We start from the raw sequence: 26,115 nt of genomic DNA, 5'->3' as shown, positions 1-26,115 counted from the left end.
CTGCCCGATCCTAGAGGTAATCCGAAGAGACGTGCGGGCTGGCGTGGATGAAACTCCACATGTCCTTGCTGACGGAGACGATGTCGGCGATGGATTTCTCGAGGTGTTCGATTTCTTTCTCGTCCATGCGTTCTACCTTGCCGTAACGGACCTGGGTTTCGTCCTCCACCAGTCGCATGAGCTGGGTGCTGGCGATTTCGCCCTTCTCGTCGAAGGAGTAGATGCAATGATTGTATTTGTTGCGCGTCTTCGATTCTTTCTTGAGCCGCGCCATGATGGAGAGAATGGTCTTGCGATCCGGCGCCGGCGTTGAGGGAAGCTTTGCCAGACGCTCGATGAGATCCATGCGCGCGCGCGTGGTGTTGAGCGTCAGAAACACGACGATGGCCGCTTCCTTCTCCACTTTCAGGAGATGGACGATCAGATAGATCATCAGGCTTTCGGTGTTGGTCCACACGTAATTCAGCCTGCCGACCATCAGCAATATATCAGACATTGCCGCCATGCTGTTCTCCCGCCCCACCAGACCTATACTGGCATTCTATGCCGATCTGGACGGGATTGACAGTGTAGGTCCATTCTGCGTTCCGCATTTTCCAGACGCAAAACTGCCGTCCAACCTTCCTGGAAAAGCGGTATTTCTTCATCTTTCCTTGAATGCTCGGGACATGCTGTCGGAGATAGGTTTGGTCAGATATTCGAAGAAGGTTCGCTCCGAAGTCTGGATCAAGACATCCGCCGGCATGCCGGGAACGGGATGGAAATTATGGACCTTCGCGATCTCCTCGTCTGAAACCTGCACGCGCACGATATAGACGTCCTTAACCTGCAGGCCTGCATTTTCCTCGATGCTGTCGGCGGAGACGTAAAAGACCTTGCCGTTCAGAACCGGCGTGGTGCGGCGGTTCAGCGCCGAAAGGCGGATCGCTGCCGTCTGGCCCTCATGCAACTGGTCGATGGACGTTCTGAGAACCTGCGCCTCAAGGATCAGGGGAACGTGGGCGGGCAGGATTTCCATGATCGGCTTGCCGGTCGTGATAACGCCGCCTGCCGTGTGGTAATAGGCGCGCACCACGGTACCGTTGACGGGGGAGCGGATGACGGTGCGTTCCAGCACTTCGGCGGCACCTCGTACCTGCTCGCGCACGCTGTCCAGATCCGCTTCGGCGGTTTCGAGCGCGTCGAGAGCAGCCTGCTTGTTGGCGTTGATGGCAATGACCGCTTCCTGCTTGAACTTAGCGATTTCAGCCTCGCTCTGGTTCATCTCGCCGGTCAGACGGGCGATATCGCCCATGGCATCGGCAATCGCGCGCTCCAGCGCCAGCATGTCGGTCTTGCGGATGACACCGTCCTTGGCAAGCCTTTCCTTGGAATCACGCTCCTGGGTCAAAAGTGCCAGTTGACGGTCGAAGGACTGCTTCTGCCCCTCATAGCCTGTATAACGAAACTCCAGCGACTTGATATTCTTTTCGATGAGATTCAGCTGCTCGTCGAGCTTCACGATCTTGCTGTGGAACACGATGTTCTGGCTCTGGATGATGGATTTGATATCAGGATCGCTGGCTTCCTTCATGACGATGTCAGGCACCTTGAAGCTTTTTTGGCCCTGCGCCTCGGCGCGCAGGCGCGTGACGATGGTTTCGAGGCGAAGGCGTCTCAGCTGGAACATGCGCTCGTTGGCGAGCGCCGTCGTCTTGTCGAGCGTCAGAAGCACGTCGCCTTCCTTGACGGTGTCGCCTTCGCTGACCATCATTTCCTTGATGATGCCGCCCTCCAGATGCTGCACGACCTTGTTGTTGCCTGTGGCGACAAAGCTGCCCTGGGCAATGATGGCGGCGGAGAGTGGGGCAGTGCCGGCCCAGTACCCGAAGCCGCCAAAGGAAGCGAGCAGCACGGCAAGACCGATTGAACTGTGGAGGCGAATGGAACGTGGCACTTCGCTGTACCACTCAAGCTGGCCCTGGGGTTTTACCTCTGCGACGGCAACGGCAGTTTTTTTCTTGAACATGACGATCCTCAACCCTCGATCTGCGGAGACTGGCTACTTTGCCGGCCATTGCCGGAAATGGCCTTCAGCACGTCCATCCGTTCGCCGAACATGGCGACCGATCCATCCTTCAGCACCATTATCTTGTCGACGCACTGAAGAAGTGCGGGTCGCTGGGTGATGGTGACGGTGGTGATGCCCTGTTTCTTGGCGTGCAGAATGGCTTTTGCCAGCGCCTGTTCGCCCTGCGTATCGAGGTTGGAGTTTGGTTCGTCCAGAACCACGAATTTTGGATCACCGAAGAAGGCGCGGGCAAGCGCGATGCGCTGCTTCTGGCCGCCCGAAAGCGGTGCACCATCGGCGGCAACCACGGTTTCGTAACCCTGCGGGAAACCGGCGATCAGTTCGTGCACGTCGGCGAGCACAGCCGCCTCGTAGATCTGCCGGTCTTCGACATCGTCACGCATGCGACAGATATTGGCCTTGATGGTACCGGGGAACAGCTGCACGTCCTGCGGCAGATAACCGATGCTTTCACCGAATTGCCGCTGGTCCCAGTTGCGCAGGTCCATGAGGTCAAGACGGACATTGCCGGAAGTGGGAAGGATGGAGCCGACCAGCATCTTGCCAAGCGTCGTCTTGCCGGAACCGGAATTGCCGATGATGGCGAGGGATTCACCTTTCTTCAGCGAAAAGGAAATGCCGTTCAAGATCACCTTCTTCTGCGGCGGCGGCACGAAAAGGATACGTTCCACATCCAGACGCCCTTCCGGATTGGGCAGGCGCAGACGCGGGAAATTGAGCGGTGAGGTGATGAGAAGCTGCTTGATACGGCTATAGGAGGCTGCAGATTTGTTGAACTGATGCCAGCCCTCGATCGCTCCTTCGATGGGCGCCAGCGCGCGGCCGGAAATGATGGATGCTGCGATCACCATGCCGCCGGTCAGTTCGCCTGCGAGAGACAGATGCGCGCCCCAACCCAGGAGTGCGACCTGTGTAATCATGCGGGCTGCTTTGGAAACACCTGAGAACATGATGTTGCGATCCTGCGCCGCCACATGCGACTTCAGCGATCCGGCTGTTTCACGGCCCCACATCTTCACGGCCTCTGGGATCATCGCCATGGCATTGATGATCTGCGAGTTGCGCGACATGGAATCGAGATGGAAATTGGCGCGGCTCAGATAACCCGAGGCTTCGGCGAACTGTCTGGCGGTGAAACGCTGGTTCAGCCACGCTATGATGAACAGCACCGCGCAGCAGACCATGATGATGATGCCGAGATGCGGATGAACAAGATAAACCACCACGATGAAGAGCGGCATCAACGGCGCATCGAGAAAGGCGATGAGGGTGCCGGAGGTAATGAAGGAACGCAGCTGCTGCAGGTCCTGCAGGATCTGGTAGTCCTTGCCGTTGCCATGCAGGGAGGCGCGGGCCGCTGCCGACAGGATCGGCGCGCCAAGCTGCACTTCAAGCTCGACAGCGGTGCGCATCAGGATGAAGCGCCGGATGGCGTCCAGGAAGGCTTGCAGTAAAACCGCGCCGAGAACGGCGACCGTGAGCATGACGAGCGTATCCATGGACCGGCTTGTCAGGACTCGGTCCGAGATTTGAAACAGATAGAGCGGGATGGCAAGCAGCAGAACGTTGATGGCGACGGTGAACAGCATCACGATCACCATGTTGCGCCGCATCGCGGCGATGCCCTTGGCGAGGCTGGCGGCGAAATTGACGGGTTCACTGCGCTTGTGGAAGCCGCTCTGGCTTCCGCCTCCGCCTCCGCCTCCGCCACCACCGCCATTCTCCGTCGGCTCCTTGCCGTTGCCGCCGCCGCCCGTCACCGGACGGCGCTCGTTTTCACGGATAGGCCCGTCATTATTGTCGATGGTCTTGACGAAGGGCAGGTCGGGTGCGCTTTTCAGCTCGGTATTGTCCACCTTTGCTTCCGGCTCCGGCGGCGAGGCGGGGCGCCGGTCTTGCTGCGGCGGCACTGGCCTTTTCTGCGGAACGTTACGCATTTGCGGTTGTTCGGCGTTTGGGGAAGGTTGCGGAAGGGGCCGGGGCAGTGTGATCTCAGGGGAGGGTGGGGCTGCTTTCGCCGTTGGTTCCGCGCCGGACAGGTGGCGCAGGTTTTCGACGGCCTCGTTTATGGCCGAAATGCAGGCATCAGTCAGCTTGCTGTCTTCCGCATCCTGATCCAGCGGCAAGTCCAGCGAGCGCCCGACGGCAATGGTTTTTCTTGAAATATGATCCATTTTTTTATTAATCCCCTCGGTGATCTCGCGGTTTTTGCGGCTTTGGCGGCTGGCGTCTCTCCCCGCCTGTCAAAACCTATGCAGTGACCGCCTGCATGACGTCGGATGAATGCGCGCTCGACCACGACATGTCGTGACCGGCGTTGATGACGCCATCGGATTCATTCTGAATGGTGGCGGGATCGTCGTGCAGAAAAGCGATCACTTCGTTTGCCAGCTGCTGGCCTTGGTGACCCGGTTGCGACGCATCGTTTTCGATGATGCCGCCCTGTATCAGGATAGCATCCGAATAAAGCCCGCCTGCGACGTAGGTGGTGGAACCGAAGCTGTCGTAATCGATAATCTGCGCGAGATTGATGACGGCGTTGCTGCCGGTATCGATATGGATCGTGACGTTCTCGTTGTTTTCGAGAATCTTTGCTGCTGCCTGCGTCACATAGTCGGAATCGCCCAGCACGCTCACCTGTTTGATGATGCTGACGTCATAAAGATTGCCAGTGATGTAAAGGACGTTGATCCCCTGATAGCCCGCAAAATTGGCATCGTGGGCAAGCGCGTCCGGCATGTTCGGATCACGCTCGTTAATCGCTTTCACCGTCTGCGCCATGTAGTCCGGCATGGTTTCGAAACGGTCGTTGCTGCCGACATTGTGGATGCTGGCGTCGTTCCACAACAGGTTGTTGCCGGACTGAACGGTGGCGCCCTCAGGCGCGTCGGGGTTGGCGCGGATCCAGTCATTGTCGTAAAGCACGGCGATCTGGCTGATGAGGTTCATGTCCAGCACATTGCCACCGACGATGACCAGATCGTACTGCATGCCGATGCCGAGGAAATTGGCGATGTTGAGGGCAGCGTTGCCACCGCTCAGCAAGCTGACGCTGGCACCCGAAGAGGTAACCGTCAGTGTGTCGTTGTCGCTGATGAACTGGTACTGCTCGATCCAGTGGACGAAGGACACGTCTCCCTCGAGGACGCTGACACGCCAGGCGGTGGGAAATATTGGCGTTTCACCACTATCGTGGCTGCTGTCGGCGCTTTCCGCGCCCGGATAGACACTGCGTGAGAAGGTCGCAATATTGTAGGCGGCGGTTGCGGCATGGTCTTCGGACTGCGTGAAAACGGAATCGACCTCATCGCGGTCGCTATAGACATAGGCCTGGGTGATTGCGTCGATCTGGTGATAATCGCCCATGACGGTGGTGACGGAGGCCATGACGGCAGTATTGACCAGCGTTGCTATGTTGGCGACGACATTTGCGCCGGCAGCCACATCGAGGCTGTTTCCGGCGGGGCTATCCTCATGCAGCGAAACATCGCTCTTTTCCGGCTCTTCAGCGGGCTTGGCAATGCCACGATCCGGCATGAAGTCGTCGAGCGTTGGCTTTTCACTTGCCATGGAGCCATTGATGTAGAGGCTGTTGATGTCATTGCCGGCGAGAACGAAATCCTGTTCCGCGCCGGTTCCAAGGGACGTCACGTCATTTTCGCGCGCATGGTCGATATAATCATGTGCTGATTTGGCGAGCGCTTGCAACGCGTCGTAGCTGTCGGTGCGCTGGAAAACGGAAAAGGGCGTGAAGACGGCTGCTTCGTTATGGAACTCGACGGTGCGCTGGGTCACGAAACTGGTGTCGCGCGCCACATTGGGGCCGTCCGTCATGTTCAGATAGTCGTCGTCCTGAAGAATATTGACCTGCGTGACATGGGCGATAACCGAGCCGGGGCCGGTGTGCACCACCAGTTCGCGTTCTTGCTCAAAGGAGACACTGCCCGGAAAACGGAAATGCGCGGCTGACATATCGACCGGTATCGCATTTGCAAGCTGCTGCATGTCGTGTTCGACCATGCGGGCGAAATGCGGTTGCAGATAGTCGAAGTCGTAATAGCCGGCGCGATATTTAACGCCGGGATCGTAATCCTGAAGCTGCAAGTCGTAGTTCTTGTCGAGCAGTCTTGCCGCGTCATCATCCGACAACCGGTCTTGGTTCGCGTGTGCCGTGCCTTCGGCATAGTTGCTTCTTAGACGCGCTTCCTCGATCACCGTGTCGAACAGGCCGATGAAATGCGCAATCATGTCTGAAATTCTGTCGATTTGCATTGCAGGTTCCTCCCTGATCATCGCGGCAGAGCCTGGGGCGGCGGGCGGCACACGTCCAAGAGGCGGTGCTTCGTCTTCACGCAAACCCGGTCCTTCAACCGCAAACTGCACCGGCGAATGCCGGTGCAGCTTTTTTCATAGAGAGGTACTCGTCAGGAGCCGCTGTCCTCGCCTGTATCAGAAACATGCGAGTTACCGCCTGTGACCGAGACATCAACGGCATTGGAGAGCATGTTGGCACCCTGCACCAGTTCCAGATGGAAGCCGGAGTTTGCAAGGATAGCCGATGCATCGGCAGTGCTGGTACCCGCAGCGTCGTCGCCGGCCTTGAGGTCCCATCCCTTGCCGTCCATGCCTTCTGCGCCAAAGGCGTCGCCGGCATTCGCGCTCAGGTGGTTCTGGGCACCACCATTGTCCATTCTGACATCCCAGGCCTGATCCTGATCCGCCAGGTGGTTGGCCTGCACAAGGCTGAAGCCCGTGTCGTTGCCTTCGCCGTTGAGCGAGCTGTTGAGGATATTGTCGACATCAAGTGTGAAGGAGAAGTCGTCACCGAGGTTAAAGGTGAGGTCTCCGCCAGCGATGCCTAGATTGCCGACATCCTTGACGCCGGCGATGTTGCCGAAGTCGTCATCCGACTTGTAGAAACTGTCAGCGGAGTTGAAGCTGTCGGAAGTCGTCGTTGTTGTTGTTGTCGTGTCGTCGTCGGAGTAGGAGAAGGTCTTGGTGTCCGTGTCCGTGACCGTCTTCACGTTGGTGTCGTTGTCGCTGTACGACTTGCTTTCATAGCTCCAGTCGTAATCGGTCTTGATTTCGGTGCTGGTTTCGGTGCTCGTCTTTACGGTCGTATCGTTGTCGCTGTAAGACTTGCTGTCATAGCTCCAGTCATAGTCGTTGTCGCGATTGTCGCCGTTGCCCACTGCAACGTCGATTTTGGCGTCAACATCCACATTGGTGCTGTTGTCGCTGTTGTCGTTGTTGCGGTTTTCACCGTTTGCGGTGCCGACGTTGCTGTCGTCCACCTCTGCGTCATTGGTCGAGGTGTTGGCGAAACCCTCCGAAAGCGCGCCAATCTTGGTGATGTCGTCGCCCGCAGGCTGTGAATTGTAACCCATGTCGATTTCCTCCGAAAAAGCTCGGAGCAGCTTTCGAAATCCCTCTCATCTAAAACGGGATTTTTTCGCGCTTGCTCCGCGTTGCACAAAGATTGATGTTCTGCAGATGCAATCGGTACGTCTCATCTGCGGCTTGGCATCGGCCCGTAACCGGGCTCTTCTCGTTCAGCCCTTGTGCGCTACTCGGTATTAAGGCGCACAAATCCGTTCCTCGCTCCGTTGGGAGCGCGGTGGCTTCGTCTTTTTGCTTTCGTTATGGCTTGAAAAGGAACCGGCGTTTGCAAACACACGTCAAAGCCAGGGTTGTCTTTCCATCGGTCACTGTTTGCAGCGACGGTCAGACTGTGCAGCAGAAAAATCGCTCTTCCTAGCTATCAATTCGGGCTAAACATATCGGCACCCTTACCACCAATATATATGTTGGAGGGCGGTTTGCATGGAGATTTGCCACCGGTTCAGACGCAAATAATTGTGTTCAGGCCGGGAAAAGCTGCTTTTTCGAAAAATATTGTCAATGGCGGTGGAAAGGGTCCCTATCCCGAAATGGCACATTCCGGAAGCTCGTTTGCCGGGCAGGTATGTAAAGGGATATCAACCAAAAGTTATATTTTCCCGGATTGCAAAACCGCAGCGAAAGCTTTTCCGATGTGTTTGTTTTTGCAATGGTTCCGGGGTGAACGATTCATTACGGGCGTAACCAATTTTGTACGTCAATTGCAATAAATAACCCATTTGGGCCATTTCTTTGCACAGCTTTTCGTATTAGCCTCCTTAATTAACGGGTAATTAATGATAGTTGACATGGCGTGAAGCGGGAGTTGCCCCATTTGTTTCTAGGGGGTGTCCCGGCGAATGACAGAGCACACAACCAAAAAGAACGTAATGCGTAGCGCTTTAGGGGAGACGTCGATGTTCATGGGAACTTCAGATTATGCGGCAAAACAAAGTGGAGCCGTTGCGCCTATAAATGGAACTTTATTGATCATCGCGGATCCGGACCTGTTTTCCGAGTGCCTCGTGGAGGCGCTGGGCAAAAAGTTCCCTACATTCGCTGTGATGAGCGTTATGTCGTCGGCAACGATCGACGATGACTATGGCGCCGATGTCCGGCTGGTCCTGCCTTACCGCATGTCGGGCGAGCGGCTTCATACCGTTCTTTCGGCAGTCCGCGAAAAGCATCCGGACGCCCCGATTGCACTTGTCGTCGAAACCATCGACAAGTTTGAGGAGCCGCTGAAGCAACTGGTGGGGATGCGTATCATCGATGGCGTGCTGCCGCTTAATCTGCGGCTCGACGTTTTCATGGCGGCGGTTGATCTCCTCATGAAGGGCGGGGAGCATTTTCCCGCTGCCCTTCTCGGCAAGCTCACCCCCTATTCCCAGGCCGTGAACGGCAAAAGCGTTCAAAGCAACGCCGTGATCGCCAACCGCGCCGATGCTCTTGCCGTCAGCAAGAGTGAAATGGCGGCGCTGACGACGCGCGAGGTGCAGATCCTCGACCTGCTTTGCAAGGGAACGCAAAACAAGATCATTGCCGACCGGCTTCACCTGTCCGAGAATACCGTAAAGGTGCACGTTCGCAACATCTACAAGAAGATGAATGTGCGCAACCGAACGGAGGCAGCGTCGCGCTTCTTTCACAAGGATGACGACGCGGCTATCTCCGGCTGGAGAAACTGAACATCTGGCGGCCTGATGCCGCAAGGACGCGAGTTTCAAGCAGAGGTTATGCTTGAGGCTCAGGGCCTCAGGAAACAGCGGGACTTCTGACCAAATCCGCTCGGTGAGCAGATATAGGGAGAAGAACCGGAATAGGAATGCCGCGGCGATATCGTCGGTGTGTCGTAAGTATCGGCAACAAGCGTGACGGCTGCGTTGCCTGTCTTGTCATAGCCGTAGGACGCCTTGGCTGGAGCAACCCGGCTCTTGATCGTCGCCGTATTAGCAGATGCGGTCTTGATCAGAACGGCATCTTCAACGACGGAGCACGAGGCCGTTGCGAAAGTGAACGTCGCAAGTGCGGCGGCAACAAGTGCAAAACGACAGCGGCGGGCCGCTTTGCTGTTATGGGAATAAGGCATTTCATTCATGATGTATGTCCCCTGAAATCGACTAGCTGTCGCATCTCGCCGGGTGGTTTTGCCCCGGTGGACCGAGCCTTACAAAACCAGAATAGTCCCGACTGGTTGAGCGAAGCTTGCGCTAATGCTCAATAAGAAAGGCATAATGGAGGCGTAGTTAAAAAGTATTAAATCGAGTGATTAATACGAGTAATTCGGGGTAATCAATTGTAATATTTCGATAAAATAAAGTTGACCTGTTTTATGACGCGCCTATCATAAAAGTTGAAATATACCGAATCCAAATATTAAAACCTCCAGAAGAAATAAAAACCGGAGGTGACATTCGAAATATCCTGCAATCTGGAGTTTGATCTAGTTCAAGTCGAATCAGCCGGGCTGGTTCCTCATTGGGAGGAGTGTGTAATGCGTAATTTCGTTCCCAACGACCATGACAACGGCGCTACAATCTATTCCGAGTGGCGGCCAGGCCAGCGCGTTCTGGTCAACGGCGGGGCTGGTTTCCTTGGCTCCCATCTTTGCGAACGTCTGTTGGCTTGCGGTCATGAGGTGATCTGTCTCGACGATCTTTCGACTGGACGGACCGTGAATGTTGAGCATTTGCAAGCCAACAAGCGGTTTTTGATGGTCGAGCATGATGTCCGCAAGCCCTATGACATAGACGTCTCGCTGATCTTCAACTTCGCGTCGCCGGCCTCGCCGCCGGACTACCAGCGTGATCCAGTCGGCACCCTGCTTACCAATGTGCTCGGCGCGGTCAACGTTCTCGAAGTCGCTCGCAGATGCGGTGCAACCGTGGTGCAATCCTCGACATCGGAAGTCTATGGCGACCCGCTTGTCAATCCGCAGCCGGAAAGCTATTTCGGCAACGTAAATACAATCGGGCCGCGAGCCTGCTACGATGAGGGCAAGCGCAGCGCCGAAACGCTTTTTTTCGATTATCACCGCTTTTATGGCGTCGATATCAAGGTTGGGCGCATCTTCAACACCTATGGGCCGCGCATGCGCCCCGATGATGGGCGGGTGGTTTCCAACTTCATCGTCCAGGCGCTGAAGGGTTCGGACATCACCATTTATGGCGACGGCAGCCAGACGCGCTCCTTCTGCTACGTCGATGATCTGATCGACGGGTTCCTGCGCTTTTCAGCCAAGCCGAAGGATTGCATCGGACCGATCAATCTCGGCAACCCGACTGAAATTCCGGTGCGGCAACTGGCCGATATCGTCATCCGCATGACGAATTCCCGCTCGCGCATCGTTCATCTGCCCGCTGCGATCGATGATCCGCAGCAGCGCCGTCCCGATATTTCGCGTGCCAAGGAAATGCTCAGATGGCAACCGCGCGTACCGCTCGAAACCGGTCTGGAGAAAACCATCGTCTATTTCGATGCGCTGCTGGCCGGCAAGAAGGTTGCGGAGGCCGTATGAGATGTCCCGTACAATCCTCGTCACGGGCGGGGCCGGATTCATAGGCAGCCACATCTGCAAGGCGCTGGCGCATTCCGGCTTCAAGCCCATTGCCTACGATAATCTCTCCACGGGTCACGCGGATTCGGTTCGCTGGGGTCCCTTCATCGAGGGCGACATTCTGGATCGTAGTCTCTTGAAGGCCACGCTTAACGAGTTCTCGCCAGCCTTCGTCATCCATTGCGCCGCCAATGCCTATGTCGGCGAATCCGTCGAGGATCCGCGCAAATATTACCGCAACAATGTCGGCGGTAGTCTGGCGCTTCTGGATGCCTGTCTCGACCAGAATATCGGCGGGCTGGTATTTTCCTCCAGCTGCGCCACCTATGGCGTGCCGCCGCAATTACCGATCCGTGAGGAAACGGCGCAGATGCCGGTCAATCCCTACGGTCGCACGAAGCTGATTTTTGAAATGGCGCTCGATGATTACGCTGCCGCCTATGGCCTGCGTTTCGTCGCGCTGCGCTACTTCAATGCGGCGGGTGCCGACCCGGATGGCGAACTTTACGAACGCCACGAGCCGGAAACCCATCTGATCCCCCGGGCACTGATGGCTGCCGCCTCACGGCTACCGCAACTTGATGTCTTCGGCCAGGATTATGACACCAGCGACGGCACCTGTATCCGCGACTACATCCATGTCAGCGATCTGGCTGATGCCCATGTGGCCGCCGTCAACTATCTTTCCGATGGCGGCGAGACCCTTCGTGTCAATCTCGGCTCCGGCCACGGCACATCGGTCGGGGATATCATCCGCGCGATCCATCGCGTCACGGGACAGGAAGTGCCGGTGCATTTCGGCGCAAGGCGCGCCGGTGATCCGCCCGCCCTGTTCGCCGACATAGAAAGAGCGAGGGCGACCCTCGGCTTTGCGCCGAAGCGCTCCGATATAGACACCATCATCCGCACGGCTGGTCCCGGCTTCGGGCTGGAGGTGCTGTCATGAAAGCTCGCTCTACCCCTTCCGTACCATCATCGCGTCCCGTCGCGGGCCAATTGCGAATGCTGCCCGTCTTCACCGGCTGGAACCGCATGGCCTATCGTCTGGGCATTGGCGGTTGGCTGGTGACGCTTGCCTATTTCTGGATCTGGTGGCTGGACCGGGATCGGGTCATCGACTGGCCGTATTTTACGATCGTTACGGTAACGCTCGCGTGGATCACGCTTCTGCCGTCCTATTTCATCTTCATCTTCCTGAACGCCAGGGTCGTCGACCGGCGCTCGCCTCTGCCGCAGGGTAGGGTGGCGATGGTTGTAACCAAGGCGCCGTCGGAACCTTTTACCGTAGTACAAAAGACGCTGCAGGCCATGCTGGAGCAGAAGGGCCTGGAATTCGATGTGTGGCTTGCGGATGAGGACCCGGATGCGCAAACGCTGAAATGGTGCGGCGCGCACGGCGTTTTCGTTTCGACCCGGAAGGGTGTCGTCGATTATCACCGCAAGACATGGCCTCGCCGCACCCGTTGCAAGGAAGGCAATCTCGCTTATTTTTACGATCATTACGGGTATGAGCGTTATGATTTCGTCGCGCAATTCGACGCCGATCACGTTCCGGAACCGGACTATCTGAGCGAAATCATCCGTCCTTTCGCCGATCCGGCGGTTGGATATGTCTCCGCACCAAGCATCTGCGATGCCAATGCAAAGGAGAGCTGGGCTGCGCGCGGCAGGCTTTATGCCGAAGCAAGCCTGCACGGCGCCCTGCAGCTGGGTTACAACAACAGCTGGGCGCCGCTTTGCATCGGCTCGCATTATGCCGTGCGCACCAAAGCCCTGCGTGAGGTGGGCGGTCTGGGACCCGAGCTTGCCGAGGACCATTCCACCACGCTTTTGATGAACGCTGGCGGCTGGCGCGGCGTCCACGCCGTCAACGCAGTCGCGCATGGCGACGGGCCGGTGACTTTTACCGATCTCGTGGTGCAGGAATTCCAGTGGTCACGCAGTCTGATGACCATCCTCTTGCAATATTCGCGGCATTACGTGCCGAAGCTTCCCTTGCGGTTGAAATTCCAGTTCCTGTTTTCACAGCTCTGGTATCCCCTGTTTTCCGGCTTCATGGCACTGATGTTCGTGCTTCCCGCTTTTGCACTGTTGAGCGGCCAGGTACTCGTCAATGCCTCCTATCCGGTGTTTCTGGCGCATTTCCTGCCGATTTCACTCATCATGATCGTGTTCGCCTTTTTCTGGCGGGCCACGGGGGCCTTTCGCCCGCATGATGCGAAACTCTTCGGGTGGGAAGCCATCGTGTTTCTGTTCCTGCGCTGGCCCTGGTCGTTGATGGGTGTGCTTGCGGCGATACGCGATACGATCCGTGGCGATTTCGTCGACTTTCGCATTACACCCAAGGGCACGCAGGCAAAACCGCCGCTGCCGCTGCGCGTAATCGCGCCGTACATGGTTCTGGCGGCACTAAGCCTTCTCGCAATGGTGCTGGCGCCGCGTGAAAACGCTGCGGAAGGTTTCTTCGTCTTCGCCGCGATCAACGTGGCGATCTACGCGGGCCTTTCGGTTTTTCTTCTCGTCCGACACACCATGGAAAACGGCTTGCCACGGCTGCCGGCATTGCGCGGAGGGGCGACGGTCGCCGCCTGTTCGTTGCTGCTTGTGGCAGGTAGTGCCGCGGAACTCAGCTCCCATGCGATTGGTGGGCTGGAGGCCCTGTCGCACGGGCAACCCTATGTCAGCTTCACTGAGACGCGGTTCACCGTGGCCGGTGCTGGCGTGGAGGGAGCGAGATCGGTGCGTCTGAAACTGCGCATCGTACTGCCGGGAATGCCCGGAATTCGAAACATGCAGGCGGAGCCCATGGTGCCGCCACCGGTCATGACAACCGGAGAAATCATGCTGGCCGACAATAGGGTCGGACAATAGAAGGAGGAGGCTGTGATGAGAACAACAATAAGCAAATGCGGGTTCTCCGCTTTCGTACTCTGCCTTGCGGTGATCGCGCCAAGTGCCGTCCACGCCGCGGGCGGCACGAAGACGCCGAAACCGCTCCGGACCAGCGAAGTCGTAGATATGTATTACGACAAGACCTGGAAATGGGAGACTGGCGGCGGACGCTTCATCGCCGATGGCCGCAAGTTCATCGCTCTGACTGAAGAGAAAGGCAAGAAGGCCGTCGGTGAAGGCCGTTGGACCGTCGATGCCAAAGGTACGCTGTGCATGCGCGCTACCTGGAAAACCGATGCCGGAAACGGCAAGGCCGATACGTGTTTCGACCACGGTCGCATCGGTCAGGTGCTTTACCAGCGCAAGCAGGGCGGCCCCTGGTACGTCTTCCGGCATAATCCGCCACGGCCCGGAGATGAATTCCTGAAACTTGTCCGCAAGGACGACGTCACCCCGCAAATCGCCGCCTACGGCAAGGCGATGACTGCGACGAGGTAGGAGGAAAGTGTCATGCAAATAACAAGAAGAAGACTGCTCTTTGCAAGCGGGGCTGCTGTTGCTGCTTCAGCCAGCATGTACCCCATATTCAAACTCGATGCCCAGGGGGTCGCGCCCATGGGCTCCACGGGCATGAAGACGCTTGCCGACAAACGTCCGATATTGCACGCGGATGGTATACGCTTCGGCGCCTACGATCCGCACGGCGATTTCACCGGCCAGACCGGGGTGGCGACGGAACATCTGTTCCTGCCTTGGGAGGACGTTGATCTCGACAGCCTCGCGCTCGCAGACGCCTATGCTCTGGAGCGCAAGCGCAATGTGCTGATCACGGTCGAACCCTGGTCATGGGACGTCAACTGGCGGCTCACCTCCGACGAGTTGCGCCGCAAGGTGATGGGAGGCGACTACGACAAGAACATGCAGGCGATCGCCGCACGCATGTCCGCAATGAAGAGCCCGCTGATCCTGCGTTGGGGACAGGAAATGGAAGACACATCCGGCCGCTTCTCGTGGTCGGGCTGGAACCCGCAGGACTATATCACGGCCTACAAACGCATGGTGGACATGACCCGCAAGGCGGTCCCCGGCGTCAAGGTGATGTGGTCGCCGAAAGGTCTCGACGGTCTGCGCGCTTACTATCCTGGTGACAATTACGCGGACCTGGTCGGTCTCTCGGTCTTCGGTCTCGAGGACTATGACAAGATCGAATATGGCGGGCCGCAGAAGTTCACCGATCTCCTGCGCAAGGGCTATGGGCTTGTCGAAACCTTCAATAAACCGGTCTGGGTTGCTGAACTGGGTTATGAAGGCGGCGATTCCTACGTCCGTCCATGGATGAACGACGTGACGCTGAAACAGGCGGATTTTCCCAAGCTGGAAGAGGTCGTCTATTTCAACGACAAGGACGTGCACCCATGGCCGCACAATCTCGGTAAGCCCGACTGGCGCGTTGTGCGCCCGGCGCGGCTTAACTGAGGCTGGAGCGGGTAGAGCGGACGCCCGGCCCGCTCGCCCGCCCGGACTTTAATGGCTGGAGGCGAGTACGGCCTCAGCCTCATAGATGGCACAGACGATATGGTAAAAAGTGCTGGCCGGTGCCGGTTCGTCCAGCATCGGCTTGTCGGCCGGCCATTTGTCGAACCAAAGCCCTTTGACCGGTGTGTCGAGGAAAGGCTGCAGCGCGCCGATGGCCCTAAGGCCCGAGGCAAGATAACGCTGTCTTTCCTCACCAGTGGTCACGCTGGCAAGGCGCACGGCTGCCTTCAGCCATTCCGTCTGCGGCCAGAGCCGCGCCAGCCCGTCATGTACCGAAAAATCATCGTACAGGCTCATGATCGCGACCTTGCGGCGCGGGCAGATGCCATGCGCTTCGCCGATCTCGAACATGCGCTTGGCCTTGGCGATTGCCTCGCCATTGTTGCGCAGGCTGCCCCAGCGCACCAGAAGCCAGGCCCATTCGAACTGGTGGCCGGGCTCCATGATGCGGCCCTTCTCGCCTTCAAACGGCATCCAGTCATGGCCGAAGAATTCGCGTAGCCCGCCATTGCTGCCATCAATGAAGCGGGTGAGTGCAAGGCTGGCGATCTCGTCGGCCAGCGCGGTCCATGGGCCTTCGGGGTCCTGTACCTCCCAGGCAAGCATCGCCTCGAAAAGATGCATATGCGGATTGGAGCAGAGCGGCGTGCGCGGCGGGTTCGCTTCCTCAAAGCCGGCGACGGAGTGTTTGTAGTCGCGATTGAGGATGGCGAGGATATCGAGCGCCCGGCCACGCATCTCGTCCTTGCGGTCGGGAAGGGCTGCGGCCGTCTGTGCTGCGGCGAAAAGCGCAAAAGCCTGATTGTAGAGATCGAAGGACGGATCGATCAGCTTGCCGGTCTGGTCGGCGAGGTTGCCGTAAAGGCCGTTATCGAGGCGATAGACCTTTTCGAACCAGCTCAGCCCATGCAGCAACGCGTCCTTCCACGGACCCTGCCAGCCGTTCTGGCCGGCGGCAGCGAAACAATAGGCCTGACGCGGCTGCACGCGGGCGCGGCGGTCATCAGAAAAAACCGGTTTCGCATCCTGGCCGAGGCGCTCGTAAAAACCGCCGTCCGGACGGGCGGAGCCCACCTCCCACCACAGCGGTAGTGCGTCCTCTTCAAGCCATTTCCGTAAGGTTCCGATCTCTTCGGCAAGCGCCTGCGCGATACTCGGAAATTGCACAGTCATGCGTCAACTCTCTGTTTTTACAGTTGAATGAAAAAAGTGATCAATAAAAATACGTCATTATAGACACAAGTAGACCATGGGACATATTGCGCTGCAACCGTAAAAATATCGACCTCATGCCGAGCGAACCCGCACCAGCGCGATTTGGTTCCGTCGTCTCGTAAAGGGTAACGCCCTGCGAGTGATTCGAACGTCACAAATTTCAGAAACCACAACGTAAGTTTGATACTTCTTAAATTTGATATTGCTTATTCGCCTGCCTCCCGTATTTCGTAACAATGGTCTGGTCATTAGTGATTCGGTCTCCTTTTAACCTGTTAGGGCTTGGGGAAATAAAGGGGCACGGGGCAGTGAAATTTTCTGCCTTTACTTCATTGCTATTCTCTATTGCAGTTCTTTCGGGCTGCAATACTCCCTCGGGCGTCAGGTCGTTCGGGGGCGCAAAGATGTTGTCTGCATCCGAAGCGCTGGTATTCCCACCGCCCGGCGGTCCGGAAATCGTCACCGTGGTCAACCGCACCTATTCCAATGCCGTGGCACAGCAGGTCGTATTGCGCGCCGAAGCCGCTACGCCCGGACAGAACTACATCAAGGCCGAGTTCTTCGGTCCGCAGCAGGCCGGCGACACCGATCGCGATGCTTTGACTTTCTCCGGCTTTAAGGCATCCTCCGTCGCGCGGGAAATCCGCTCGGAGTTTCCGGGTGAGAACATCGTCATGTCGGCGAACTATCTGCAGAACGGTTACGGCGCCTTTTCTTATGCGGCCGGCAAGGGCCGAGGCAGCGATACCTGCCTTTATGGCTGGCAGGACATCCGCTCGCCCGAAAGCATGCGGCAGGATTTCCGCAACCTGGGGCGTATCAAGGTGCGGCTCCGTCTCTGCCAGTCGGGGGCAAGTGTCGAGCAGCTTCTGACGGTAATGTATAATTACACGATCACCGGCACCTATGCCTCGCAAAGCTGGAACCCCTATGGCACGCCGCAGGCGGTGGATCAGAACCTTGGGCGGCCGGGCCATCCGGTCTATCCCATGAAGACCAATGATGTGCCGATGCGGCCCGGCAGTGAAGTGACCGCGAGCATACCATTGCAACCCGTGCGCCGTGCTGCCGTACCCGTCACGCCTGTTCAGCCAACGGCGCAGCCGCTACCGCCGGTGGCGGCAGTCAGTATTCCGTCACCCACATCAGTTGGCGCACCCGCCCAGCCCGCAAGGCCTGCTGTAGTCGGCAGGCGCGCGGCCAGCGTGCAGGTGGAGAGCCAGCAGCCGACGCAGGTTCCGCAGGTGGCTATTCCGTCGCCCACATGTCTGTCCGGTTCGGCAGCGCCTCCGGGATGCAGGTGATGGCTGGAGCAACAGCAGAAGAGGGCATTGTAAAAGATCCCGGTAAAAATTCCGGGCGGGGAAGAGAGCGGAAAGTTTCGGGATGAACAAGGCCATCACAATCATTGTCTGGTTTCTTGTGTCGCTTTGCGTTCTGGCCATCGTCACGATGCCGGTCAGCCTGCAGACGCACCTGGTCGCCACGGCGATCTCGCTTGTACTTCTCGCAACAATAAAGAGTTTTAACGGGCAGGGAGCCTGGCGGCTCGTGGCGCTTGGTTTCGGCACGGCCATCGTCCTTCGTTATGTCTATTGGCGCACCACGAGCACGCTGCCGCCCGTCAACCAGCTCGAAAACTTCATTCCCGGCTTTCTGCTTTATCTCGCGGAAATGTACAGCGTCGTGATGCTGGGTCTCAGCCTCGTCATCGTGTCGATGCCGCTGCCTTCCCGCAAGACCCGGCCTGGCTCGCCCGATTACCGGCCGACGGTCGATGTTTTCGTGCCGAGTTACAACGAGGACGCGGAGCTTCTCGCCAATACGCTGGCGGCGGCGAAGAACATGGATTACCCGGCCGACAAGTTCACCGTCTGGCTGTTGGACGACGGCGGCTCGGTGCAGAAGCGTAATGCCAGCAATATCGTCGAGGCTCAGGCGGCACAGCGCCGCCATGAGGAGTTGAAGAAGCTTTGCGAGGACCTCGACGTGCGTTATCTGACGCGCGAGCGCAACGTCCACGCCAAGGCCGGAAATCTCAATAACGGCCTCGCCCACTCGACCGGCGAACTGGTGACGGTGTTTGACGCCGACCATGCGCCGGCGCGCGATTTCCTTCTGGAAACGGTGGGCTATTTCGAGGAAGACCCCCGGCTCTTCCTGGTGCAGACGCCGCACTTCTTCGTCAATCCCGATCCGATCGAGCGCAATCTGCGCACTTTCGAGACGATGCCGAGCGAAAACGAGATGTTTTACGGCATCATCCAGCGCGGTCTCGACAAGTGGAACGGCGCGTTCTTCTGTGGTTCCGCCGCCGTGCTGCGGCGCGAGGCACTGCTGGATACGGAAGGGTTCAGCGGCGTCAGCATCACCGAGGACTGCGAAACGGCGCTGGCGCTGCATTCGCGCGGCTGGAACAGCGTCTATGTCGACAAGCCCCTGATCGCCGGGCTGCAACCGGCCACCTTCGCAAGCTTCATCGGCCAGCGCAGCCGCTGGGCGCAGGGCATGATGCAGATCCTGATCTTTCGCCAGCCTCTGTTCCGCCGTGGTCTCTCCTTCACGCAGCGTCTTTGCTACATGTCGTCGACGCTGTTCTGGCTTTTCCCGTTCCCGCGCACGATCTTCCTGTTTGCGCCGTTGTTCTACCTGTTCTTCGATCTTCAGATTTTCGTGGCCTCCGGCGGCGAGTTTTTGGCTTATACGGCCGCGTATATGCTCGTGAACCTGATGATGCAGAACTATCTCTACGGCAGCTTCCGCTGGCCGTGGATTTCTGAACTCTACGAATATGTGCAGACGGTCCACCTTCTGCCAGCCGTCGTGTCGGTGATCTTCAATCCGGGCAAGCCGACCTTCAAGGTGACGGCGAAGGACGAATCCATCGCCGAGGCGCGGCTTTCGGAAATCAGCCGCCCGTTCTTCGTCATTTTCGCGCTTTTGCTGGTTGCGATGGCCTTTGCCATCTGGCGCATCTATGCCGAGCCATACAAGGCGGACGTCACACTCGTCGTCGGCGGCTGGAACCTGCTCAACCTCATTTTCGCGGGCTGTGCGCTTGGCGTCGTCTCCGAGCGCGGCGAAAAATCGGCGTCGCGGCGCATCACCGTCAAGCGGCGCTGCGAGGTCAAGCTTGAGGGTAGCGACGCATGGGTGCCGGCCTCCATCGACAACGTGTCGGTGCATGGCCTGCTGATCAATCTTTTCGACAGCACCACCGCGATCGAAAAGAACACGACAGCGATAATTAGGGTGAAGCCGCATAGCGAGGGCGTGCCGGAAACCATGACCATCAATGTGGTCCGCACGGTCCGTAGCGACGGTTTCATTTCCATAGGCTGCACATTCTCGCCGCAGCGCGCCATCGATCATCGCCTGATCGCCGACCTGATCTTCGCCAATTCCGAACAATGGAGCGAGTTCCAGCGCGTGCGCCGCAAGAACCCCGGCCTCATCAGAGGCACGGCGATCTTTCTCGCGATATCGCTGTTCCAGACGCAGCGCGGCCTGTTTTATCTGGCCAAGGCGCTCCGGCCCGCCTCCAAAACCGTCAAACCTGCCGGAGTTATAAAATGACCGGCGGTAAAACGATCAGGAGTTCACTGACAGCGCTGATGTTGGGTGTCGTCGCAACCGGTGCGATGGCGCAGTCCTCACCCTTCGACATGTCGCCGGAGAAGCCTGCACAGACAGCCCCGGCACCCGTGCCGCCGCCGCCGCTTCCCCCAGCTGTACCGCGCCAGCCGCAGCCAGCCCAGCAATCGACCCAGCCTCCAGTGGGCCAGCCTCCAGTGGTAATGCAGCCCGCACCTGCGCCGCTGCGGCCGCTGACGCCACCCGTATCCATGCCGCCGCAGGGTCAGGCGAGACCCGCACCCGTTCAGGCACCGTCATCCGCGGCGGATAGCCGTCGCCGGTATATCTTGCCGTATGAAAAGCTCAGCCTTTCCGGCGAAATGGACCGGCGGCAGTGGAGCATTTATCTGACGCCCGAGCAGGTGAATGCCGCCGTTTCGCTGAATATCGGTTATCAGAACGCCATCGTGGTCGCGCCGGAAGACTCGAATTTCCAGGTCAGCCTCAACAATGTTCCGCTGGATACGGCGCGCATCGAGGCGCCCGACGGCGAGGGCAATGTTTCCTTGAAAATTCCACCCGGTGTCCTGCAGGTGGGCGCGAATGTCGTGACGCTTGGCGTGCAGCAGCGCCACAGAACCGATTGCACAATCCAGTCCACTTATGATCTGTGGACCGATGTTAATCCGGCGAACACCTATATCGGCTTCAACGCCGATGTCGCGGGCAACTTCACCAATATCGACGACATCCAGGCAACCGGTCCGGACGCTAAGGCGGCAACGTCGATCGAGATCGTTGCACCTGCGCTCGGCAATCCGGCATTTGCAGATTCGCTGCTGCGCCTTTCGCAGGCTCTGGCGCTCCGAACCCAGATGCCGAACCAGACGATCCGTTTCATGGCAGCACCCTCCGCTGAACGCAAGGCGGGAACGCTGGTGGTTCTTGTCGGCACCGCACGCGAAATTGCCGGCTTCACCGGCGCGGTGCCGCCCGAGGCGTCGGCGGGTGCTTTTGCCGGCTTCGATACCACTGCACCGGGTGGCCTCTCGCCGCTCTTCGTCAGCGGTCCCACCCCGCAGGCGGTCCAGGCGGCGATTGAGACGCTGTTTTCCTCGATCTCGCGCACGCCCGGTGCCCAGAGAACGACCTTTTCCACCCGCAGCTGGCATGCGCCGGATGTGCCGCTCATCATGTCGGACCGTCGCATCGCGCTTTCCGAGCTTGGGCTTGAGAGCAGCGAATTTGGTGGACGGCGTTTCCGCAACGAATTCTACGTCGGCATGCCCGCCGATTTTTATGCGTCGGCCTATGGCGAGGCGGCCATGCTGCTCGATGCCGCCTATTCCTCGCAGGTGCTGCCCGGTAGCCATATAGACATCTACGTCAATGACGAGATCGCCTCGACCGTGCCGATCTCCAACAATGGTGGCGGCATTTTCCGGCATCTGCCCATCAATGTGACAATGCGCCATTTCAAGCCTGGCCCGAACAAGATCACCATCGAGGCCGTGTTGATGACGGCGCAGGATCAGGTCTGTGCGCCGGGAGCGCCGGCCAGCACGACCCCGCGTTTTGCCCTGTTCGACACATCGGAAATCCATATTCCTGATTACGCGCAGATCGGTCGCAAGCCCGATCTCGCCGCGATGTCCGGTGCCGGGCAGCCCTACAGGTTTGCCGCAAATCCCGTCGCATTGTCGCTTGATCGTTTCGATACCGACACCATGTCGGCGGCGGCGACATTGGTCAGCCGGCTGGCAAGCGCCGCGGGATATCCGATCAATGTCGAGACCGTCGCCTCGCCGCTTGTGATCGGCGACCGTGACGCCCTGTTCGTCGGGACGATTTCGCAATTCCCGCAATCGCTGATCAGCCAGTTCAATCTTGTCCCTTCCAGCCAGATATCCTGGAAAATGGGAACAGGCGTTCAGCCGCCTGCGCAGAACAGCGAAACCCTCTTTAATGACTGGCGGGAGCGGGTGGATGGCGGCATCTGGCAGGGGCAGGTGTCCTCCTTTGAGGAGTGGATGAAGCGGAATTTCGATCTGAGTTCCGATACGCTGCGTTTCCTGCCGGCGGCCGAGCAACCCTATGCGCCACCCGGCAATGTCTCCTTCATGCTGGTGCAGGGTCTCAGCCCTTCCGGCGAAGGGGTCTGGACGCTGGCTACCGCCCCGACGTCGGCGGAGCTTCGTGATGGCATGTCTTCGATGGTGCGTGAAAACCATTGGCGCGACGTCACCGGGAGGGTCGCAGCTTACGATGCCGGTGCAGAAAAGATCGAAACGGTCGAGGTGGGGCAGCCGTATTTCTATGTCACGCGGGCGTTTTCCCTCTCGAACTGGAGGCTGATCGCTGCTAATTGGCTGTCTTCCAATGTTCTTTCCTATTCGCTGGCATTCATCGGGTTCGTGTCGCTCCTGGGCTTTGCCACCTTCGCGATGCTGCGTATGATGGGGCGACACCGATGAGGCCTGGGATTTTAAGACTTGCCGGCATTTTCTGCTTGTCGCTGATGGCGCTGATCTCAAGCATCTCGATTGCCCGCGCCGCATCTGTCTCGCCTGAGGCATGGTCTGCCTATAAAAGTGCGTTTCTCGATCCCGGCGGGCGCATCATCGATACCGGTAACGGCAATATCAGCCACAGCGAAGGCCAGGGTTACGGCATGTGGCTTGCCGTTCTTTCAGAGAACATTGCCGACTTCGAGCTGATATGGAGTTTTACCCGCACGGAACTCCTGGTGCGCGACGACGGTCTCTCCGCGTGGAAATGGGATCCGCGCACCAGACCACATGTGACTGACATCAACAATGCCACGGATGGCGATATTCTGATTGCCTACGCGCTGGCGCTGGCTGCCGGGCAGTGGAACCGGCAGGACTATGCCGAGGCATCGGCGGCCATCGCATCAGCCGTCCTCAAGAAGACTGTCGTTCAGCGCGGCGGGCGAACGCTGCTTTTGCCCGCCGCCAGCGGCTTTGGCGAGGTTGACCGGGGCGACGGCCCGGTGGTCAATCCTTCGTATCTGATTTTCGAAGCATTTCCGGTCCTCAATCTCGTCGCACCATCACCACTCTGGAAGGCGCTTGCCGACGACGGCGTGGCGCAGATCGGTACGTTTGCTTTCAGCGACAGGAAACTGCCCGCCGACTGGGTGTCGATGAAGACGAAACCGCAACCGGCATCGGCGTTTCCACCCGAGTTTGGTTACAATGCGGTGCGGATTCCGCTTTATCTTGCAAGGGCGAAAATGGGCTCGCCGGAGCTGCTTGACCGCCTGAAAAACGGCATGACGCTGGAAAGCGGTGCTGCGGGAACCTTCGATCTCAAGAGCGGCGCGGTCAAGGACGTTCTGTCGGATCCCGGTTATCGCATCATTCCGGCGCTCGCAGCCTGCGCCGGCGGTGGCCCGACTGTGCCTGCCGAACTGAAAGGCTTTCAGCCAACGCTCTATTATCCTTCTACATTGCATCTTCTGGCATTGTCGTTTCTGGCAAGGAATAACGGGGAGTGCCGATGAACAAACCGCTGTCTACCTCGGCTCTCATCCTGCTTCTGATTGCGCTCGCCGCCTTCCACTGGCGCGACACCATTCTCGGACGTGTATCGGACATGCATACTTCGGCGGTTGGCGACAACCGTGCGGCGCAGCGCGTTTCTCCAGCGGCAGCCAATCCGGCCCAGATCAACGCGTTCCTTAAAGATCGCGAGATGGCGCAGCTAACCCAACCCGTGACGCCAGCGGTAACGGTGCCGGCGACTGATCCGCAACCGCCGGTTACGCAGACACAGACGGGTGGACAGATATCGCAGCCCCAAATGGCGCAGGCGCCCGTACCCCGCGAGACCCAGCCGGCGTCATCAGATATGCCCGAGGTCGATCTCAGCGCGCTGCGCTATTTCGCGGCCAAGGGCGATACCCAGCGCCTTCAGGCCGAAATCGCGAGGCTGCGCACGCTCTATCCGAACTGGACACCGCCTGCCGATCCGCTCGCCATTCCCGTGAACGGCGATCCCCGGCTCGATGCCATGTGGCAGCTTTATAGCGACGGTCGTTACGCCGAGGTCAGAAAGGCGATCGCCGACCGCCAGCAGGCGGAGCCCGGCTGGCAGCCGCCCGACAATCTGACCGGCATGCTTTCCCTCGCCGAGGCCCGCCAGCGGCTCGTCAACGCTTCCGATCTCAAGCAATATGCGACAGTGGTGGACGCGGCCGCCAGCAATCCCGGCCTGCTGACCTGTAGCGAGGTGGATGTCCTGTGGCGGGTTGCCGATGCGTTTGCCAATACCGACCGGATGGGACGGGCGCGCGACGCCTATCTCTACATTCTCAACAATTGCACGACGCCCAGCGACCGGCTCGCCACGGTGCAGAAGGCATCCGCGCTTTTGCCGGCGGAGATGATCGGCGATTTGCTTGCCAAGGAAAAGCCCAACGCCGACGGTCAGCTGGAATTCGAACCGGTCAAAAACGATCTCGCCCGCCAGTTCGTGGCGAAGGCAGGGGAGAAGGAGGGAATTTCCGTTCCTTCCGCCTATCTGATGCGGCTTGAAAGGCTAGCCGAGACCGACAAGCTTGCAAGCGATGCCCTGCTGCTCGGCTGGTACAATATCCGCCAGAAGAACATGGCGGAGGCGGAAAAGTGGTTTCGCAAGGCGCGGGAAGAGGAAGACAGCGCGTCTGCATCGCAGGGGTTGGCGCTGGCGCTGATCGACCGCAACGAACCGCGTGAAGCCGAGGACGTCATGTATAAGTGGCGCACCGCTTCGGACGACGGGCTTGCGACCTATCTTGCCGCGACAGCCAATCTTCTGGCGCTTGAGCCGCCTGTGGTCCTGCCGCCGGATGTGCTGCAGCGCATCGCCGCTGAAACAATAACCCGGAAGGATGCAGCAACCGCGCAGCAGTTCGGCTGGTATTCGCTTGCTTTCCGGCAGACGCCGCTCGCCTTGCAATGGTTCAGCACTGCGCTTGGCTGGAAAGCCGATGACGAACCATCGGCCTATGGCATGGCAGTCAGCTATCACGATCTGCGCAATCTCGCCGGTCTGCGCGGCATACAGCAGCAATGGGCAAGCCGCTCGCAACGCATCGCTGATGTGGGAACGGCACGCATGGTGGACCAGTCCGCGCAGCAGATAGCGCCGGTCACCGCACCGCCTGTCGCCACAGCTTCCCAGACAACGGCACCCGCGCCCTATGCGCCGCAGCCTGAGACAGTGGTGGCTTATAGCCAGCCGTCTGTCCAGCAGCCGGCTCCGGAGCCTTCGCGCAAGCAGGCGCGTCTGCCAGCGCAGACGCAGAGGACCGTAAGTGCCTCGTCGCGTCCACGCTCCTGCGCGGTCTATCCCGATCCGCAGCGCCTGCCCGCACAGCAGGCGCTTGATCTCGGCTGGTGCCTGATGGAGACCAACCGGCCGGCGGAAGCCCTGAAGGCTTTCGAATCCGCCATTGCCGGCGGCCAGTCGACTGTTAAAAGCGATGCGGCCTATGGCCAGACCCTTGCCTATCTGCGCATGGGGCTGACGGACCATGCCGCTGTCTCGGCGACGAAATCGCGCATGGACCGCCCGCGCGCGACCGAGTTGCAGGTTTCAATCCTGGCGGACAGGGCGGTTTCCGCCTTCCAGTCGAAACGTTATGCGGAAACGCTTCTGCTGCTTGATCAGCGGGCGCGGCTTGCCGATGAGCGCACCGATCTCATGGTATTGCGCGGTTATTCCTATCTTGCCATGAACCGCTACGCCGATGCTGCGCAGATTTTCGAAAGTCTGACGTCCATTGGCGATAAGGAGGGCATCAGGGGACTGGCAGCGGTCCGTGCCGCCCGGCCGAGCAGAGGGCCCCAAGGCGGCTGATGGCGTTGGGCGGCAATGGGCTGCC

The 26,115-nt window shown here is 58.8% G+C and carries 18 protein-coding genes; 11 read left to right on the top strand and 7 right to left on the bottom strand.

Translation table 11 applies throughout. The features are described from left to right. Positions 1–10: 10 nt before the first annotated feature. The 5 genes from CRP02_RS05335 to CRP02_RS05315 all read right to left on the bottom strand — a co-directional run bounded on the left by CRP02_RS05335 (position 11) and on the right by CRP02_RS05315 (position 7,458). Positions 11–505 (bottom strand): hypothetical protein, encoded by a 495-nt coding sequence (locus CRP02_RS05335; RefSeq protein ID WP_013761578.1) that lies wholly within the window; start codon positions 503–505, stop codon positions 11–13. A gap of 138 nt (positions 506–643) precedes the next feature. Beyond that, positions 644–2,008, bottom strand: coding sequence for an HlyD family type I secretion periplasmic adaptor subunit (locus CRP02_RS05330; protein ID WP_038494081.1), 1,365 nt, complete (start codon positions 2,006–2,008; stop codon positions 644–646). An 8-nt stretch (positions 2,009–2,016) separates the two neighbouring features. Next, positions 2,017–4,245, bottom strand: a complete 2,229-nt coding sequence (locus tag CRP02_RS05325) for a type I secretion system permease/ATPase (RefSeq protein WP_097170479.1) — start codon at positions 4,243–4,245, stop codon at positions 2,017–2,019. A gap of 76 nt (positions 4,246–4,321) precedes the next feature. After that, a complete protein-coding gene (locus CRP02_RS05320; protein ID WP_097171251.1) occupies positions 4,322–6,343 on the bottom strand; it encodes a hypothetical protein in 2,022 nt (673 codons plus the stop codon). A gap of 152 nt (positions 6,344–6,495) precedes the next feature. Further along, positions 6,496–7,458 (bottom strand): fibrinogen-binding protein, encoded by a 963-nt coding sequence (locus CRP02_RS05315; protein WP_097100137.1) that lies wholly within the window; start codon positions 7,456–7,458, stop codon positions 6,496–6,498. A gap of 909 nt (positions 7,459–8,367) precedes the next feature. Here CRP02_RS05315 and CRP02_RS05310 point away from each other — a divergent pair. Continuing rightward, positions 8,368–9,138, top strand: a complete 771-nt coding sequence (locus tag CRP02_RS05310; protein ID WP_097170478.1) for a helix-turn-helix domain-containing protein — start codon at positions 8,368–8,370, stop codon at positions 9,136–9,138. 59 nt (positions 9,139–9,197) lie between these two features. On the opposite strand, the gene CRP02_RS05305 is transcribed toward CRP02_RS05310, so the two are convergent. Beyond that, on the bottom strand, positions 9,198–9,548 hold the full coding sequence (locus CRP02_RS05305; RefSeq protein WP_013761572.1) for a hypothetical protein: 351 nt from the start codon (positions 9,546–9,548) through the stop codon (positions 9,198–9,200). A 396-nt stretch (positions 9,549–9,944) separates the two neighbouring features. On the opposite strand from CRP02_RS05305, the gene CRP02_RS05300 reads away from it, so the two are divergent. The 5 genes from CRP02_RS05300 to CRP02_RS05280 are packed head-to-tail and all read left to right on the top strand — an operon-like array spanning position 9,945 to position 15,374. Further along, complete coding sequence (locus CRP02_RS05300; RefSeq protein ID WP_097100139.1) at positions 9,945–10,967, top strand: UDP-glucuronic acid decarboxylase family protein; 1,023 nt, start codon at positions 9,945–9,947, stop codon at positions 10,965–10,967. A 1-nt stretch (position 10,968) separates the two neighbouring features. Continuing rightward, a complete protein-coding gene (galE, locus tag CRP02_RS05295; protein ID WP_097170477.1) occupies positions 10,969–11,952 on the top strand; it encodes a UDP-glucose 4-epimerase GalE in 984 nt (327 codons plus the stop codon). Beyond that, complete coding sequence (locus tag CRP02_RS05290) at positions 11,949–13,877, top strand: glycosyltransferase family 2 protein (RefSeq protein ID WP_097100141.1); 1,929 nt, start codon at positions 11,949–11,951, stop codon at positions 13,875–13,877. The genes galE and CRP02_RS05290 overlap by 4 nt, the downstream gene beginning before the upstream one ends. Before the next feature lie 15 nt (positions 13,878–13,892). Next, positions 13,893–14,396: a DUF995 domain-containing protein gene (locus CRP02_RS05285; RefSeq protein ID WP_003510879.1), complete on the top strand. Its 504-nt coding sequence runs from the start codon at positions 13,893–13,895 to the stop codon at positions 14,394–14,396. Positions 14,397–14,408: 12 nt separating this feature from the next. Next, complete coding sequence (locus tag CRP02_RS05280) at positions 14,409–15,374, top strand: glycoside hydrolase family 26 protein (protein WP_097170476.1); 966 nt, start codon at positions 14,409–14,411, stop codon at positions 15,372–15,374. Positions 15,375–15,422: 48 nt separating this feature from the next. On the opposite strand, the gene CRP02_RS05275 is transcribed toward CRP02_RS05280, so the two are convergent. Further along, positions 15,423–16,607 (bottom strand): AGE family epimerase/isomerase, encoded by a 1,185-nt coding sequence (locus CRP02_RS05275; protein ID WP_097170475.1) that lies wholly within the window; start codon positions 16,605–16,607, stop codon positions 15,423–15,425. A 446-nt stretch (positions 16,608–17,053) separates the two neighbouring features. Here CRP02_RS05275 and bcsN point away from each other — a divergent pair, with 446 nt between their 5' ends. The 5 genes from bcsN to CRP02_RS05250 all read left to right on the top strand — a co-directional run bounded on the left by bcsN (position 17,054) and on the right by CRP02_RS05250 (position 26,090). Further along, complete coding sequence (bcsN, locus tag CRP02_RS05270) at positions 17,054–17,953, top strand: cellulose biosynthesis protein BcsN (RefSeq protein WP_097170474.1); 900 nt, start codon at positions 17,054–17,056, stop codon at positions 17,951–17,953. Between the two features lie 82 nt (positions 17,954–18,035). Then, positions 18,036–20,225, top strand: coding sequence for a UDP-forming cellulose synthase catalytic subunit (bcsA, locus tag CRP02_RS05265; RefSeq protein ID WP_097170473.1), 2,190 nt, complete (start codon positions 18,036–18,038; stop codon positions 20,223–20,225). After that, the gene (locus CRP02_RS05260; protein ID WP_097170472.1) at positions 20,222–22,699 is read left to right on the top strand and encodes a cellulose biosynthesis cyclic di-GMP-binding regulatory protein BcsB; all 2,478 of its coding nucleotides are present in this window, start codon (positions 20,222–20,224) and stop codon (positions 22,697–22,699) included. The genes bcsA and CRP02_RS05260 overlap by 4 nt, the downstream gene beginning before the upstream one ends. Continuing rightward, the gene (locus CRP02_RS05255) at positions 22,696–23,751 is read left to right on the top strand and encodes a glycosyl hydrolase family 8 (protein ID WP_097170471.1); all 1,056 of its coding nucleotides are present in this window, start codon (positions 22,696–22,698) and stop codon (positions 23,749–23,751) included. The genes CRP02_RS05260 and CRP02_RS05255 overlap by 4 nt, the downstream gene beginning before the upstream one ends. Beyond that, the gene (locus CRP02_RS05250) at positions 23,748–26,090 is read left to right on the top strand and encodes a cellulose synthase (RefSeq protein ID WP_179783943.1); all 2,343 of its coding nucleotides are present in this window, start codon (positions 23,748–23,750) and stop codon (positions 26,088–26,090) included. Before CRP02_RS05255 ends, CRP02_RS05250 begins: the two co-directional genes overlap by 4 nt. The last annotated feature ends 25 nt before the right edge of the window (positions 26,091–26,115 follow it).

It is taken from the genome of Rhizobium sp. AN5, assembly GCF_900215255.1.
GTDB classification, from domain to species: domain Bacteria; phylum Pseudomonadota; class Alphaproteobacteria; order Rhizobiales; family Rhizobiaceae; genus Agrobacterium; species Agrobacterium tumefaciens.
The sequence above is the reverse complement of the archived record's forward strand: the minus strand, read 5'-3'. Positions and strand labels throughout refer to the sequence as shown.

Excerpts from the sequence above, each read along its gene's own strand:
- CRP02_RS05320 (WP_097171251.1), bottom strand. The coding sequence starts at position 6,343 with ATGCAAATCGACAGAATTTCAGACATGATTGCGCATTTCATCGGCCTG.
- CRP02_RS05300 (WP_097100139.1), top strand. The coding sequence starts at position 9,945 with ATGCGTAATTTCGTTCCCAACGACCATGACAACGGCGCTACAATCTAT.
- CRP02_RS05250 (WP_179783943.1), top strand. The coding sequence starts at position 23,748 with ATGAACAAACCGCTGTCTACCTCGGCTCTCATCCTGCTTCTGATTGCG.
- CRP02_RS05255 (WP_097170471.1), top strand. The coding sequence starts at position 22,696 with ATGAGGCCTGGGATTTTAAGACTTGCCGGCATTTTCTGCTTGTCGCTG.
- bcsA (WP_097170473.1), top strand. The coding sequence starts at position 18,036 with ATGAACAAGGCCATCACAATCATTGTCTGGTTTCTTGTGTCGCTTTGC.
- galE (WP_097170477.1), top strand. The coding sequence starts at position 10,969 with ATGTCCCGTACAATCCTCGTCACGGGCGGGGCCGGATTCATAGGCAGC.
- CRP02_RS05330 (WP_038494081.1), bottom strand. The coding sequence starts at position 2,008 with ATGTTCAAGAAAAAAACTGCCGTTGCCGTCGCAGAGGTAAAACCCCAG.
- CRP02_RS05285 (WP_003510879.1), top strand. The coding sequence starts at position 13,893 with ATGAGAACAACAATAAGCAAATGCGGGTTCTCCGCTTTCGTACTCTGC.
- CRP02_RS05310 (WP_097170478.1), top strand. The coding sequence starts at position 8,368 with ATGTTCATGGGAACTTCAGATTATGCGGCAAAACAAAGTGGAGCCGTT.
- CRP02_RS05305 (WP_013761572.1), bottom strand. The coding sequence starts at position 9,548 with ATGAATGAAATGCCTTATTCCCATAACAGCAAAGCGGCCCGCCGCTGT.
- CRP02_RS05335 (WP_013761578.1), bottom strand. The coding sequence starts at position 505 with ATGGCGGCAATGTCTGATATATTGCTGATGGTCGGCAGGCTGAATTAC.
- bcsN (WP_097170474.1), top strand. The coding sequence starts at position 17,054 with ATGTTGTCTGCATCCGAAGCGCTGGTATTCCCACCGCCCGGCGGTCCG.
- CRP02_RS05290 (WP_097100141.1), top strand. The coding sequence starts at position 11,949 with ATGAAAGCTCGCTCTACCCCTTCCGTACCATCATCGCGTCCCGTCGCG.
- CRP02_RS05260 (WP_097170472.1), top strand. The coding sequence starts at position 20,222 with ATGACCGGCGGTAAAACGATCAGGAGTTCACTGACAGCGCTGATGTTG.
- CRP02_RS05315 (WP_097100137.1), bottom strand. The coding sequence starts at position 7,458 with ATGGGTTACAATTCACAGCCTGCGGGCGACGACATCACCAAGATTGGC.
- CRP02_RS05280 (WP_097170476.1), top strand. The coding sequence starts at position 14,409 with ATGCAAATAACAAGAAGAAGACTGCTCTTTGCAAGCGGGGCTGCTGTT.
- CRP02_RS05275 (WP_097170475.1), bottom strand. The coding sequence starts at position 16,607 with ATGACTGTGCAATTTCCGAGTATCGCGCAGGCGCTTGCCGAAGAGATC.
- CRP02_RS05325 (WP_097170479.1), bottom strand. The coding sequence starts at position 4,245 with ATGGATCATATTTCAAGAAAAACCATTGCCGTCGGGCGCTCGCTGGAC.